Raw genomic sequence first — 14,285 nt, forward strand, 5'->3', positions numbered from 1 at the left:
TAACTTGGGAATGCCGAGGTCGTTCGTTGTCGTTGTCGTAATCGAAGTTTCGCAAGCCGACAACGACAACGATCAGAGACGGTCCCGGAACATCTGCACGGCTGCACGAACGCAACGCGCGTTTAATTCCGCGCCACGGATCCTCATCAACAATTGTTGGATCTGGCGCCGGTTTCATCCTGTCGAAACATGTTGCATCGGAGAATCGCCCTGGATCGGCAGCCGTAACCATTCATCAATCCGTGAGTCATTGAGGGGAGATGGCGATGATCGATGGCGTCATGACCTGGATCGGGATGCATCAGGCGTTGAGTCTCTGGCTGGCCGGGCTGTCCGCCGCGATCTTTGTGGTTTCACTGTTGTCTCTGCCGTTTCTGGCGGCGCGTATTCCCGAGTATTATTTCAGCGACGCCCGGCGTCACCGCAGTCATTTCAGGGGACTGCACCCTCTGGCCTATCTGGCGCTGCGCGTCTTTAAGAATCTGCTCGGCTGGCTGCTCATCCTCTCAGGTCTCTTCATGCTGGTTCTGCCGGGGCAGGGGCTGCTGACCATCCTCATGGGGTTGCTGCTGAGTGATTTTCCGGGGAAATTCACGCTGGAACGGCGTCTTGCCAGCAATCCCAGGGTTCTGGGGGCGATCAACTGGCTGCGCGCTCGCAGTGGACAGCCGCCGTTGCGCGCGCCCTCCATCCGTGGGGCTGATGACTCCAGGCCGTCATCCTGAATCGTTGAGGGCTGAATGCCGGTCATCCTGCGGGGATGATGGCTTCGCACCGGTTGACTCCACGACCGCCGCCAGTGTTCCGTCCGCGATCCGCACCTGAATGCGCGTGCCGGGCGCGGTTTGGTGTGGATCCCGAATGATCGCGCCATCCGGCAGGCGCGTGACGATAGCATAGCCCCGCGCCAGCGTGGCCAGTGGGCTGCGGGCGTCGAGCCCGGCGAGGGCGCGCCCGAGACGCCCCCGTCGCTGTTCCAGTGCCTGCGCCTGTGACCAGATGAGCTGTTGACTGAGCGATCTGAGCCTTGCCTGGTCGCGCTCCAGACGCCGCTCCGGTGAACCGGCGGCGAGACGCGCCGCGACCGGCTGAAACTGATTGCGCGCCTGCGTCAGACGCGCGGCGATGAGGTTCGACAACCGCTGCCGGATGTAATCGAGACGCTGCGACTGCTGTTGCAAACGGGCGGTCGGGTGCAGCTGGGTCAGATGACGCGCAAGGGTGCTGAGTTGCTGTCGGACCAGATCGAAACGGCGTTGCCGCGCATTGAGCAGACGCGCGCTCAGTGCCTGGAGCCGCTGCCGGACATGCTCGACCGAGGGCGCGACCAGTTCGGCCGCCGCTGAGGGCGTGGCGGCCCGCCGGTCAGCAACCAGATCGGCCAGGGTGACGTCGGTCTCGTGACCCACTCCGCTGACCACCGGGATGCTGGAGGCGCGAATGGCCCGTGCCAGCGATTCGTCATTGAAGGCATTGAGATCTTCCAGCGACCCGCCGCCGCGTGCCAGGATGAGCACGTCGCACTCGTTGCGGGCATTGGCGAGCGCCAGCGCGGCCAGCAGCGAGGCGGCGGCGCCTTCACCCTGCACCTGAGCCGGATAGATGACGACCGGCAGGGCGCTGAACCGGCGTTTGAGCACCGCGAGCAGATCGCGCACGGCGGCCCCCGTGGGTGAAGTGATCAGACCCACCTGACGCGGAAAGGCGGGCAGAGGGCGTTTGACCGACTCGGCAAAGAGTCCCTCAGCGGCAAGCCTCTGCCTGAGTCGCTCGAACGCCACCCGCAGCGCGCCTTCGCCGCCCGGCTCCAGGTGTTCGATGACCAACTGGAAATCGCCGCGCGGCTCATAAAGCGTCACCCGCGCACGCGCCAGCACCTGCTGACCGTTCTCGGGCCGGAAGGCCAGCAACAGACGTTTGGCGCGGAACATGGCGCAGCGCACCTGCGCCGCCTCGTCCTTGAGGCTGAAATAGAGATGTCCCGAGGCGGGCTGGGCCAGATTCGAGATCTCACCGCGCACCCAGAGCAGCGGAAAACTGCCGTCGAGTACTGCGCGCACCTCGCTCGTCAGGCGCGCCACGCTGTAGATGTCGCGGGAAAAGTCCAGTGTTGAATCCACTCGAAACCCGGTATTTCGCGCTGGGCGCGGTTTAACACGCAATTTTGGCAAGTTTACCGCCAGGATTTGAAATCCTATACTCAGCGGTTACTTTCCAGTCTTTGGAAGCGATTCGCGGAGTCCCATCCCATGCGCCTGATCCAGGAAGCCCTCACCTTCGACGATGTCCTGCTCGTTCCCGCCCATTCCAGGGTGCTGCCGAACGAGGTCGATTTCCACACCAAACTGACCCGCGAGATCGAGCTGCGGATTCCGCTGGTCTCAGCTGCCATGGATACCGTGACCGAGTCCCGACTGGCGATCACCATGGCGCTGGAAGGCGGCATCGGCATCATTCACAAGAACATGAGCGCCGAGCGCCAGGCGCGCGAGGTGCTGACGGTCAAGAAATACGAGAGCGGCATCATCCGCAATCCCATCACGGTCTCGCCCGACATCAGCATCGGCGAGGTCGTCAAGCTGACCCACGCCAATAACATCTCCGGCGTGCCGGTGACCGAGAACGGCAAGCTGGTCGGCATCGTCACCGGACGCGATCTGCGTTTCGAGACCCGCATGAACGCGCCGGTCTCGGCCATCATGACCCCTCAGGAACGCCTCGTCACGGTCCTTGAAGGCTCCAGTCGTGCTGATGTGGTCAAGCTGCTGCATGAGCATCGCATCGAGAAGGTACTGGTGGTCAATGACCGCTTCGAGCTGCGCGGACTCATCACCGTCAAGGACATCCAGAAGGCCAAGGACTTCCCCAAGGCGTCGCGCGACACCCATGAGCGGCTGCGCTGCGGCGCGGCAGTCAGTGTTGGCAAGGGCACCGAGGAGCGCATCGCCGCGCTGGTCGAGGCGGGAGTCGATGTGATCGTGGTCGATACCGCCCACGGTCACTCGCAGGGCGTGCTCGACCGGGTGAAATGGGTCAAGACCCACTACCCTGATTTGCAGGTCATCGGCGGGAATATCGCGACCGCTGACGCGGCGCACGCGCTGGTGGAGGCTGGAGCGGACGCAGTGAAGGTCGGGATTGGACCTGGATCAATTTGCACCACCCGCATCGTCGCCGGTGTCGGCGTCCCGCAGATCACCGCCGTTGCCAATGTCACCGAGGCGCTGGAAGGGACCGGTGTGCCGACCATCGCCGATGGCGGACTGCGTTACTCGGGCGATGTCGCCAAGGTCATCGCCGCTGGCGCGCACAGCGTCATGATCGGCGGCATGTTCGCCGGTACCGACGAGGCGCCGGGCGAGGTCGAGATCTATCAGGGGCGTTCCTACAAGTCCTATCGCGGCATGGGCTCGCTGGGCGCGATGGGCGCGTCCGAAGGCTCCAGCGACCGCTATTTCCAGGAAGATACCGAAAAGGAAAAGCTGGTTCCCGAGGGCATCGAGGGGCGCGTGCCCTATAAGGGCAGCCTGTTGAACGTCATTCATCAACTGGTCGGGGGCCTGGGCTCCAGCATGGGCTACACCGGCTGCGCCACCATCGAAGAGATGCGCACCAAACCGCAGTTCGTGCGCGTCAGCACCGCCGGCATGCGCGAGTCGCATGTCCATGATGTCCAGATCACCAAGGAAGCGCCCAATTACCGGATCGATTGAACGCCTGACAATCGACTGTCAATGACCGCGATTCTCTGGTTCCGGCGCGATCTGCGTCTCGACGACAATCCGGCGCTCGTCAGCGCCATTGCCGACGGGATGCCGGTCATCCCGGTGTATATTCATGCGCCAGACGAGGAAGCGTCCTGGGCGCGGGGCGCGGCGAGTCGCTGGTGGCTGCATCACAGTCTGCTGGCGCTCGACGCCTCCCTGCGCCGGCTCGGCAGCCGGCTGTGGATCGCGCGCGGCGACAGTCTGGCCGAGTTGCGCCGAATCGCGGCTGTCACCGGCGCGACGCGCGTGGTCTGGAACCGGCTCTATGATCCGGTGATCCGTGAGCGCGACACGCAGATCAAGCAGGCGCTGAAGGCAGACGGATTGGATTGCGCGAGCCATAACGCCACGCTGCTGTTCGAGCCGTGGGACATCGCCACCGCCGAAGGCCGGCCCTATCGTGTTTTCAGCGCCTTCTGGCGCGCCTGCGCGAAACGGCTGTGCGAGCCGTCTCCGCTGCCGGCCCCGAGCACACTGCCCGCCGGACCTGACTTGGAGAAAGGGCTCGCGGTGGAGGATCTGGGGCTCCTGCCCCGTTTCCTCTGGGATACGGGTCTGCGCGCGGCTTGGACGCCGGGCGAATCGGCGGCGCTTGCCTCTGCGACCGCTTTTCTCGATGAGCGGGTTGCCGTCTATGGCGCGGCGCGCGATCTGCCCGGCATCCCCGGCACCTCGCGGCTGTCGCCTCATCTGCATCTTGGCGAAATCAGCCCGCGCCGCTTGCTGACGATGGTGATCGCGCGCCATGGCGATCCGACCGCCGCGCGGGTGGAGGCCTTCGTGCGTGAACTGGGCTGGCGTGAATTCGCCTATCACCTGCTCTACCATTTCCCGCGCACGACCGACGAACCACTGGATGCACGCTTCGCCGCCTTTCCCTGGCGCGGCGCTGAGGCCAGCGAGGATCTGGCCGCCTGGCAACAGGGACGAACCGGCATCCCGCTGGTCGATGCCGGAATGCGCGAACTCTGGCACAGCGGCTGGATGCACAATCGGGTGCGGATGGTGGCGGCCTCGCTGCTGACCAAGAATCTGCGGCTGCCCTGGCAGAGCGGCGCACGCTGGTTCTGGGAGACGCTGGTCGATGCCGATCTGGCCTCCAATACGCTTGGCTGGCAGTGGACCGCTGGCTGTGGCGCCGATGCCGCGCCCTATTTTCGGGTCTTCAACCCGGTGCGCCAGGGCGAACGCTTCGACCCGCAGGGCGTCTATGTGCGGCGCTGGTGTCCCGAGCTGGCGCGACTGCCGGACACCTGCATCCATCAGCCCTGGACCGCCTCCCAGGCCGTTCTGACGGCGTGCGGGGTGCGGCTCGGTCGCGATTATCCGCTGCCGATCCTCGATCTTGCGGCGTCGCGTCAAGTGGCGCTCGCCGCCTGGTCAGACACCCGTTTAACCGCCGATGCCCTGGAATCGCGTTGATTTTGTCCATTCCTGTCCATCGCTATTTTCCACCGACCACTGATCTTGCAGCCTCATGCCCAATATCCACGCCGACCGCATCCTGATCCTCGACTTCGGATCCCAATACACCCAGTTGATCGCCCGGCGCGTGCGCGAGGCCGGGGTCTACTGCGAGCTTCATTCCTATGACCTGGACGCCGAGGCGATCCGCGCCTTCGCTCCAAGCGGCGTCATCCTCTCCGGCGGCCCGCAATCGGTGCATGCGGCCAAGACCCCGCGCGCCGACCCCCTGGTGTTCGATCTGGGCGTCCCGGTGCTCGGGATCTGTTACGGCTTGCAGACCATGGCGGCGCAGCTCGGCGGCACCGTGATTCCGGCGACCCATCGCGAATATGGCTATGCCCAGGTGCGGGCGCGCGGACACTCGCGTCTGCTGCGCGACATCGAGGATCACACCAGCCCCGAAGGTCACGGCCTGCTGGATGTCTGGATGAGCCACGGCGACCGGGTGGACGCCCTGCCGCCCGGCTTCAAGGTCATCGCCGAGACCGACAATGCCCCGCTCGCCGGCATCGCCGACGAGGAGCGCCGCTTCTATGGGGTGCAGTTCCATCCCGAAGTGACCCATACCCGTCAGGGGCAGCGTCTCATCGAACGCTTCGTTCATGAGATCTGCGGCTGCGGGCGGCTCTGGACCCCGGACAACATCATCGAAGACAGCATCGCCAGGGTGCGTGCCCAGGTCGGCACCGACAGGGTCGTGCTCGGACTCTCCGGCGGTGTCGATTCGAGCGTGGTTGCCGCGCTGCTGCATCGCGCCATCGGCGATCAGCTCACCTGCGTCTTTGTCGATAACGGTCTGCTGCGGCTCGGCGAGGGCGATCAGGTGATGAGCACCTTTGCGCGTCACATGGGCGTCAAGGTGATCCGGGTCGATGCGGAGGATCGCTTTCTCGGTCGGCTCAAGGGCGTGACCGACCCCGAGCAGAAACGCAAGATCATCGGCAATACCTTCGTCGAGATCTTCGACGACGAGGCCGGTAAGCTCGACGACGCCCGCTGGCTTGCGCAGGGCACCATCTACCCGGATGTGATCGAATCTGCCGGCAGCAAGACCGGCAAGGCCAAGGTCATCAAGTCGCACCACAATGTCGGTGGTCTGCCGGAAGACATGAATCTCAAGCTGGTCGAACCGCTGCGCGAGCTGTTCAAGGACGAGGTGCGCCGCATCGGCATCGAACTCGGCCTGCCGTCCGAGATGGTCTACCGTCATCCTTTCCCCGGCCCCGGACTCGGGGTGCGGATCCTGGGCGAGGTGCGCAAGGAAGACGCCGAAACCCTGCGCAAGGCCGATCATATTTTCATTGAGGAACTGCGCCGTGCCGACCTCTACGATCAGGTCTCGCAGGCATTCGCCGTCTTTCTGCCGGTGCGCTCGGTGGGCGTGGTCGGCGACAACCGGCTCTATGCGCCGGTCATCGCCCTGCGCGCGGTCGAGACCATCGACTTCATGACCGCCCGCTGGGCGCATCTGCCCTATGACTTTCTCGATCTGGTCTGCCGGCGCATCGTCAACGAGGTTCCCGGCGTCTCGCGCGTGGTCTACGACATCACCGGCAAGCCGCCGGGCACCATCGAGTGGGAGTGATTGGGCGTCTGGCACCCATGAACGCCGTCGAAATCGAACAGGCCATCACCGATCTGGCGGCGCAGCCCTTTGACCCTGTGGAGTTCCCTTACGCCTTCCTTGAAGCCTTCGGCAACAAGGCGACGACCATCAAACGCCTGCGCGCCGGGGCGTCGAACAAGTCCGATCTGGGCGGCGTGCTCCAGACCAGCAACATCCATATCCTGACCTGCGATACCGGGCGGGTGACGCAGACGCTGGCCGTCCTCAAGGCCAGCCCGGCGACGGTGAAGGCCAAAGCCAAATTCATCCTCGCCACCGACGGCACCGACTTCGAGGCTGAAGACCTGGCGAGCGGCGAAACCGTCGCCTGCGCTTATCCCGACTTCCCGGACCATTTCGGCTTCTTCCTGCCGCTGGCGGGGATCACCACTGTCCGGCAGATCAGCGAGAACGCCTTCGACATCCGAGCGACCAGCCGCCTCAACCGGCTCTACGTCGAACTTTTGAAGGACAACCCCGAATGGGGCAGGGACGAGCGCCGCCACGACATGAATCACTTCATGGCGCGGCTCATCTTCTGCTTCTTCGCCGAGGATACCGGCATCTTTGGCGGCAAGGGCAAGTTCACCGAAACCGTTGCACAGATGAGCGCGCGGGATTCGTCCAACACACACGAGGTGATCGGCACGCTGTTCCTGGCCATGAACACCGAGCGCAAGGACCGGGCCGCTGCCAACATTCCCCGCTGGGCCAGCAGCGACGACTTTCCCTACGTCAACGGCGGTCTGTTCTCCGGCAGCATGGAGGTGCCGCGATTCAGCAAAATCGCCCGCTCCTACCTGCTGCACGTCGGCGGGCTGGACTGGACCCGGATCAACCCGGACATCTTCGGTTCGATGATCCAGGCCGTCGCCGACGATGAGGAGCGCGGCGAGCTGGGGATGCACTACACCAGCGTGCCCAACATCCTCAAGGTGCTGAATCCGCTGTTCCTCGACGACCTGCGGGCGAAGCTGGAGGAAGCGGGCGACAACTCCCGCATGTTGCTGAACCTGCGCAAGCGCCTGGCGCGGATCCGGGTGTTCGATCCGGCCTGCGGCTCGGGCAATTTCCTGGTCATCGCTTACAAGGCGATGCGCGAGATCGAGGCCGAGATCAACCGGCGGCGCGGCGAGCCTGACCTCCGTTCGGTCATTCCGCTGACGAATTTTCGCGGGATCGAACTGCGCGACTTCCCGGCGGAGATTGCGCGTCTCGCGCTGGTCATCGCCGAGTATCAGTGCGATGTGCTGTACAGGGGCCAGAAGTTGGCGCTGGCCGATTTTCTGCCCCTGAGCAATGAGAACTGGATTACCTGCGGCAATGCACTGCGGCTGGACTGGTTGAGCATTTGTCCGCCGACCGGGACGGGCGTGAAGTTGCTGGCCGATGATCTTTTTCAGACGCCGCTTGATCAGACGGAGATTGATTTCGAGAACGAGGGTGGGGAGACGTATATTTGCGGGAATCCGCCGTATCTTGGGAATACTTGGCAGTCCGCAGAACAGAAAGCAGAAATCCGCGATGTGGCGAATGGTCGCACGCGCTCTCCCGGATTTCTCGATTATGTGGCGGGTTGGTTCATCAAAGCGGCGGATTACATCAAGCACGCTGGCGGTTTGGCCGCTTTCGTCAGCACGAACTCCATTTGTCAAGGACAAACCGTTCCGATTCTCTGGCCGATGGTTTACAGCACCGGCTGCGATATTCTTTTCGCCTACACATCTTTCAAGTGGGCGAATCTTGCAAGCCACAATGCAGGCGTGACCGTCGCGATTGTCGGCATTGGCGCGCCAAGCAATGGGCTGCGCCATTTGTATGAGCATCAAGACGATGGAAGCGTTGTGCTGCGCGATGGCACATCTATCACGCCATACCTGTCTATGGGTTCGCCCGTCATCGTTGAAAAACGTAATGCGCCGTTTTCAGAACTGGCCGTTATGGAATTTGGCAACAAACCAAGTGACGGTGGCAACCTGCTATTGAGCCGAGATGGTCTGCAATCATTAGGGCTGACAGAGAAACAACGAGAAAAATTCATTCGTCGTATCTACGGCTCGCAGGACTTCATCAATGGCGGCGCGCGCTTTTGCATCTGGATTGAAGACAGACATTTGTCAGAAGCGCAGAAGATTCAAGTATTAAGTGAACGTATTGAGGCAGTTCGTGCCTTGCGCTTGGCAAGTCCCGACAAGGGTGCAAGAACCATTCTTGCCAAACGTCCCCATCAGCTCAAACTAATGCGAATTGGCAACACGCACACGATCATCGTGCCAAGCGTTTCCTCGGAGCGCCGTCCATACTTGCCAGTCGGTATCGTTGATGAGCGAACCACGCTCACTAACCTTGTATTTGGTCTCTACGACGCCCCGCTCTGGAACCTCGCCCTCATCGCCTCACGCCTGCATCTGGTCTGGATCGCCACCGTCTGCGGCAAGCTGAAAACGGATTTCCGCTACTCCAACACCCTCGGCTGGAACACCTTCCCCGTCCCGACCCTGACCGAAAAGAACACGACCGACCTCACACGCTGCGCCGAAAATATCCTGCTGGCGCGGGAGCATCACTTTCCGGCCACCATCGCCGACCTCTACGATCCCGACACCATGCCCGCCGACCTGCGGGCGGCGCATGACCGCAACGACGAAGTCATCGAGCGCATCTACATCGGCCGCTGCTTCAAGAACGACACCGAGCGGCTGGAAAAGCTGTTCGAGCTTTATACGAAAATGACGGTCAACAAGGGTCAGCAGACGAAGGTATCGAAGCGATGAGCATTGCCGAAATTGGTAATCAAAAAGCGAGGAAACCGTCATGATACAAGCCGAACTGATTGCAACCCTGGAGCAACTGCCAACAGCGAAACAAGCCGAGGTGCTCGATTTCGCCAGGTTTCTTGTGCAGCGGACGCAACTTGACCAGACTGAACCGAAAACCCTTGCCGAATCTTCGTTGGCGCAATGGATCAGGAACCCGCTCGGAGTAAAGGATTTTCAACCGCTGAGTCGGGAGGACGCGAATGCCCGCTAGGCTTTTTATCGATACGAATATCTGGCTCTATGCGCTGATCCCCAATGCCGATGATCCCAATCATGCGCTGGCCGCCGAATTTATACTCGGGCTGACTCGGCCAGTGATCAACTCTCAGGTAATACGCGAAGCCAGCAGCAATTTATTGAAGAAGGCCGGTATTGGTGAGGTTAAGCTGCGCGCCATCATCCAGGATTGGTATCGAGCGTGCGAAGTTCATCCTTCCAATGCCGCGCAGCACATGCTGGCCTCGGAATTGCGGCAGCGATATGCGTTCAGTTATTGGGACAGCCTGATCGTGGCGGCGGCACTCGATGCGGGATGTACCACGCTCTTCAGCGAAGACATGCAGCATGGGCAGATCATCGATGGCCGTCTGACCATCATCAACCCCCTTGTTGGCAGCTCATGATCGAGACCGCCGTGCACGCCAGCCGGACGGGGCATTCGCCCCGTCCGAAATGGTTTGAACGGTGCCGATCTGCCGCCAAAACGCACGGGACGGCGTGAATACCCCGTCTCGCTTGGAGAAGTTTTGATCGGGTTTTGATTGGCGAGAAGGGGCTTGATGAGTTCGTTAGTTGAAAAATTTGCAATTTCAGTGGATTGCACTCTGCGCATGACATTTTGTCTTCTTGATCGCGCTTTGATTGGCGCCATCGGCTGCGACGTTGGCAGAGGTGGAAATGTCTGACCACGTTCATGTTCCTTCCGTCTCCGTCACCTACGCCCGTAACGGCACATCCACCCAAGCCAATGCCCTGGGGATGCGGCCCATGCAGGAACGGGCCTACGAGAAGCGCGGCGAGCAATACCTGCTCATCAAGTCGCCGCCCGCGTCGGGCAAGAGCCGCGCCCTGATGTTTGTCGCGCTCGACAAGCTGGCGAACCAGGGCTTGAAGCAGGCCATCATCGTTGTACCGGAGAAATCCATCGGGGCCAGCTTCAACGACGAGCCGCTGTCCAGTTACGGCTTCTGGTCTGACTGGCAGGTTGCCCCCAAATGGAATCTGTGTAACGCGCCCGGTAACGACAACGGCGGCAAGGTCAAGTCGCTCGGCGTCTTCCTCGAAGGCGACGACAGGGTGCTGGTCTGCACCCACGCCACCTTCCGCTTCGCGGTCGATGCCTACGGTGTAGAGGCGTTCGACGACCGCCTGATCGCGGTGGACGAGTTCCACCACGTTTCGGCCAACCCTGACAACAGGCTGGGCGTGCACCTCGGGCAGTTCATCGCGCGGGGCAAGACGCACATCGTCGCCATGACGGGCTCTTACTTCCGGGGCGATGCGGAGGCCGTGCTGGCCCCATTGGACGAAGCGAAGTTCGAGACCGTCACCTACACCTATTACGAACAGCTCAACGGCTACCAGTGCCTCAAACAACTCGACATCGGCTACTTCTTCTACAGCGGTCCCTACGTCGATGACATCCTTGAGGTGCTGGACCCCGCCGAGAAGACCATCATCCACATCCCTAATGTCAATTCGCGCGAGAGCACGAAGGACAAGATGCGGGAGGTAGAGCACCTCATCGAGGCGCTGGGCGAATGGCAGGGCATCGACGCCGCAACCGGTTTTCAGCTTGTCAGGCGCCCCGATGGTCAGGTGCTGCGCATCGCCGATCTGGTCGATGACGACGCCGCCAAGCGCGACCGTGTGTCCGCCGCGCTGAAAGATCCGGCACAGAAGCACAACCGGGACCATGTGGACATCATCATCGCGCTGGGCATGGCGAAGGAGGGCTTCGACTGGATCTGGTGCGAGCACGCCCTGACCGTCGGCTACCGCGCCAGCCTGACCGAAATTGTCCAGATCATCGGTCGCGCCACCCGCGACGCGCCGGGCAAGACCAGGGCGAGGTTCACCAACCTGATCGCCGAGCCGGACGCGAGCGAGCAAGCCGTCGCCGAGGCCGTCAACGATACATTGAAGGCCATCGCGGCGAGCCTGTTGATGGAGCAGGTTCTCGCCCCGCGTTTCGAGTTCAGGCCCAAGAACCCCGACAGCGGCCCGACGCCGGGTTTTGATTATGGCGAGAACGGTTACGATCCGAGTCGGTGCAATATCGGCGTCAATGAGCAGACAGGCGCATACGAAATCGAGATCAGGGGGCTCGCCGAGCCCAAAAGCAAGGAGGCGGCGCGAATCTGTCAGGAAGACCTGAACGAGGTGATCGCCAGTTTCGTTCAGGACAAGACCGCCATCGAGCGCGGCCTGTTCGACGAGGAACTGGTGCCCGAGGAACTGACGCAGGTTCGCATGGGCAAGATCGTCAAGGACAGGTATCCCGAACTGGACGCCGAGGATCAGGAGGCCGTGCGCCAGCACGCCATCGCCGCCCTCAACCTCACGCAACAGGCCAAGCGGCTTGTCACCGAAGACGAGGGTGAAGGCAAGGACGCATCGCCCAACACCGCCCTGATCGACGGCGTGCGCCGCCTGGCGATGGATGTGCGTGAGCTGGACATCGACCTCATTGACCGCATCAACCCCTTCGGCGAAGCCTACGCCATCCTCGCCAGGACCATGAGCGAGGACAGCTTGAAGCAGGTCGCGGCGGCCATCTCGGCCAAACGCACGAGTCTGACGCCGGATGAGGCGAAGGAACTGGCGGTGCGCGCCGTCCAGTTCAAGAAGGAGCGCGGACGGGTGCCCGCGCTCGATGCGCAGGATCCGTGGGAGCGGCGCATGGCCGAGGGTGCGGCCGCCTTCATGCGCTACAGGAAGGAGGGGCGCTATGATTGATCTTGATCTCGACGAACTCGCGCTGGAATTGGCTGAGTTTGCCGCCCCCGAGAAGCAGGCCGGACGCCCGCCACGCGAAGCGCGCGTCATCGCGGGCTTCGAGGAGATCCAGCGCTTCTACGAGCAGCACGGTCGCGCGCCCCGGCACGGCGAGGACCGCGACATCTTCGAGCGCCTGTACGCCGTGCGGCTCGACCGCCTGCGCCTGCTCCCGGATTGCCGCGCCCTGCTGGAACCGCTGGACCATCAGGGTTTGCTTGCCGGTGCGCTCACCGCCGACACCCCGCCCGATGAGTACATCGACCTTGACGCGCTGGCCGCCGAACTTGGCAGCGCAACCGCACCGGACGATCTGACCGTGCTGCGCCATGTCCGCACCAGCGCCGACAAGCGCGCCGCCGAGGCGATCGCGGACCGCAAGCCCTGCTCGGACTTCGAGGCGTTCAAGCCGCTGTTCGAGCGCGTGACGACGGAAGTCAGGACCGGCTTGCGCCAGTCCCAGCCCATCGTGGCCGGAAGCCGGGCGATCGAGGCTGGGGATTTCTTCGTTCTCGACGGCATCACGCTATACGTCGCCGGAGTCGGCGAGCCGCTGAAGACGACTGCCGGGGAAGTAGATCGCCGCCTGCGCCTCATCTTCGCCAACGGCACCGAGAGCAATCTGCTGCTGCGTTCGCTCCAGCGCGCGTTCTACGACGACCCTGCCGCGCGCAGACTGGTCTCGCCCGAGAGCGGGCAACTCTCCTTCGGCGGCGAATTCGAGGCCGACGATGTCGAAAGCGGCACGATTTACGTTCTCCGCTCGCTGTCCGATCATCCCTATGTCGCGCAGCACCGCGACCTCATCCACAAGCTGGGCGTGACCGGTGGCAGGGTGGAGACGCGCATCGCCAACGCCGAGAACGAAGCGACCTACCTGCTGGCAAAAGTCGAGGTCGTCGCGACCTACAGGCTTGCGGGGATCAATCGCACCCGGATGGAGAATCTGTTCCACAGGCTGTTCGCACCCGCGCGGCTGAACATCGCCATCGCTGACCGCTTCGGCCGCCCCGTGCAGCCCGAGGAGTGGTTTCTCGTTCCGCTGTTCGTCATTGACGAGGCCGTCGCGCGCATCAAGGATGGCAGCATCACCGGTTACATCTACGATCCCAATGCCGCGAAGCTGGTGAGGGCGAAGGACAGTTCAGGCGCATGAGTGCTGCTGACATGATGCCCGACGCCGACGATCTGCGCTGGATGCGGCACGCGCTCGCCTTGGCGCAGCGCGCGGCGGATGAAGGCGAGGTGCCGGTTGGCGCGGTGCTGGTGCAGGACAACGAGATCGTCGGCGAAGGCTGGAACCGGCCCATCGGCACATGCGACGCCAGTGCCCACGCCGAGATTCAGGCCCTGCGAGATGCCGGGCGGCGCGTCGGCAATTATCGATTCCCCGGCACCCGGCTTTACGTGACCCTGGAGCCCTGCGTCATGTGCGCCGGGGCCATCATCCATGCGCGGGTCAGTCAGGTGATCTATGGTGCGCCCGATCCCAGGGCGGGCGCCTGTGGCAGCGTCTTCGACCTGCTTCCTTCCGATGGACGCTTCAATCATCGCACCGAGTGTCAGGGCGGCGTGCTGGCCGACGAGTGCGGTGGGATGCTGCGGGCGTTTTTTCGCGCCAGACGTTAA

The 14,285-nt window shown here is 62.8% G+C and carries 11 protein-coding genes; 10 read left to right on the forward strand and 1 reads right to left on the reverse strand.

Annotated features, from left to right (window positions below; all coding sequences use genetic code 11):
* The first annotated feature begins 260 nt into the window (after positions 1-260).
* A complete protein-coding gene (locus EDC35_RS15700; RefSeq protein WP_243651716.1) occupies positions 261-725 on the forward strand; it encodes a PGPGW domain-containing protein in 465 nt (154 codons plus the stop codon).
* Here EDC35_RS15700 and xseA read toward each other — a convergent pair.
* Positions 717-2,108 (reverse strand): exodeoxyribonuclease VII large subunit, encoded by a 1,392-nt coding sequence (xseA, locus tag EDC35_RS15705; protein ID WP_132978302.1) that lies wholly within the window; start codon positions 2,106-2,108, stop codon positions 717-719. The genes EDC35_RS15700 and xseA overlap by 9 nt on opposite strands.
* A gap of 141 nt (positions 2,109-2,249) precedes the next feature.
* On the opposite strand from xseA, the gene guaB reads away from it, so the two are divergent.
* From guaB to tadA, 9 genes are all read left to right on the forward strand, one after another.
* Positions 2,250-3,713 (forward strand): IMP dehydrogenase, encoded by a 1,464-nt coding sequence (gene guaB, locus EDC35_RS15710; protein ID WP_132978209.1) that lies wholly within the window; start codon positions 2,250-2,252, stop codon positions 3,711-3,713.
* Positions 3,714-3,734: 21 nt separating this feature from the next.
* A complete protein-coding gene (locus EDC35_RS15715) occupies positions 3,735-5,189 on the forward strand; it encodes a cryptochrome/photolyase family protein (RefSeq protein ID WP_132978210.1) in 1,455 nt (484 codons plus the stop codon).
* A gap of 55 nt (positions 5,190-5,244) precedes the next feature.
* On the forward strand, positions 5,245-6,819 hold the full coding sequence (guaA, locus tag EDC35_RS15720) for a glutamine-hydrolyzing GMP synthase (RefSeq protein ID WP_132978211.1): 1,575 nt from the start codon (positions 5,245-5,247) through the stop codon (positions 6,817-6,819).
* A gap of 17 nt (positions 6,820-6,836) precedes the next feature.
* Positions 6,837-9,614, forward strand: coding sequence for a class I SAM-dependent DNA methyltransferase (locus EDC35_RS15725; protein WP_132978212.1), 2,778 nt, complete (start codon positions 6,837-6,839; stop codon positions 9,612-9,614).
* Between the two features lie 40 nt (positions 9,615-9,654).
* A complete protein-coding gene (locus EDC35_RS15730) occupies positions 9,655-9,870 on the forward strand; it encodes a DUF2281 domain-containing protein (RefSeq protein ID WP_132978213.1) in 216 nt (71 codons plus the stop codon).
* Positions 9,860-10,282, forward strand: coding sequence for a PIN domain-containing protein (locus EDC35_RS15735; RefSeq protein WP_132978214.1), 423 nt, complete (start codon positions 9,860-9,862; stop codon positions 10,280-10,282). Before EDC35_RS15730 ends, EDC35_RS15735 begins: the two co-directional genes overlap by 11 nt.
* A 274-nt stretch (positions 10,283-10,556) precedes the next feature.
* Entirely contained in the window at positions 10,557-12,617 is a 2,061-nt protein-coding gene (locus tag EDC35_RS15740) for a DEAD/DEAH box helicase (protein ID WP_132978215.1), read from the forward strand.
* Complete coding sequence (locus tag EDC35_RS15745) at positions 12,610-13,812, forward strand: GIY-YIG nuclease family protein (RefSeq protein WP_132978216.1); 1,203 nt, start codon at positions 12,610-12,612, stop codon at positions 13,810-13,812. The genes EDC35_RS15740 and EDC35_RS15745 overlap by 8 nt, the downstream gene beginning before the upstream one ends.
* On the forward strand, positions 13,809-14,285 hold the full coding sequence (gene tadA, locus EDC35_RS15750) for a tRNA adenosine(34) deaminase TadA (protein WP_243651720.1): 477 nt from the start codon (positions 13,809-13,811) through the stop codon (positions 14,283-14,285). The genes EDC35_RS15745 and tadA overlap by 4 nt, the downstream gene beginning before the upstream one ends.

Source organism: Thiobaca trueperi (assembly GCF_004342175.1).
GTDB classification, from domain to species: Bacteria; Pseudomonadota; Gammaproteobacteria; order Chromatiales; family Chromatiaceae; genus Thiobaca; species Thiobaca trueperi.

What these genes read in the sequence shown, in the direction of transcription:
- guaB (WP_132978209.1), top strand. Translation starts at nt 2,250, where the DNA reads ATGCGCCTGATCCAGGAAGCCCTCACCTTCGACGATGTCCTGCTCGTT.
- EDC35_RS15725 (WP_132978212.1), top strand. Translation starts at nt 6,837, where the DNA reads ATGAACGCCGTCGAAATCGAACAGGCCATCACCGATCTGGCGGCGCAG.
- EDC35_RS15745 (WP_132978216.1), top strand. Translation starts at nt 12,610, where the DNA reads ATGATTGATCTTGATCTCGACGAACTCGCGCTGGAATTGGCTGAGTTT.
- EDC35_RS15740 (WP_132978215.1), top strand. Translation starts at nt 10,557, where the DNA reads ATGTCTGACCACGTTCATGTTCCTTCCGTCTCCGTCACCTACGCCCGT.
- guaA (WP_132978211.1), top strand. Translation starts at nt 5,245, where the DNA reads ATGCCCAATATCCACGCCGACCGCATCCTGATCCTCGACTTCGGATCC.
- tadA (WP_243651720.1), top strand. Translation starts at nt 13,809, where the DNA reads ATGAGTGCTGCTGACATGATGCCCGACGCCGACGATCTGCGCTGGATG.
- EDC35_RS15730 (WP_132978213.1), top strand. Translation starts at nt 9,655, where the DNA reads ATGATACAAGCCGAACTGATTGCAACCCTGGAGCAACTGCCAACAGCG.
- EDC35_RS15735 (WP_132978214.1), top strand. Translation starts at nt 9,860, where the DNA reads ATGCCCGCTAGGCTTTTTATCGATACGAATATCTGGCTCTATGCGCTG.
- EDC35_RS15700 (WP_243651716.1), top strand. Translation starts at nt 261, where the DNA reads ATGGCGATGATCGATGGCGTCATGACCTGGATCGGGATGCATCAGGCG.
- EDC35_RS15715 (WP_132978210.1), top strand. Translation starts at nt 3,735, where the DNA reads ATGACCGCGATTCTCTGGTTCCGGCGCGATCTGCGTCTCGACGACAAT.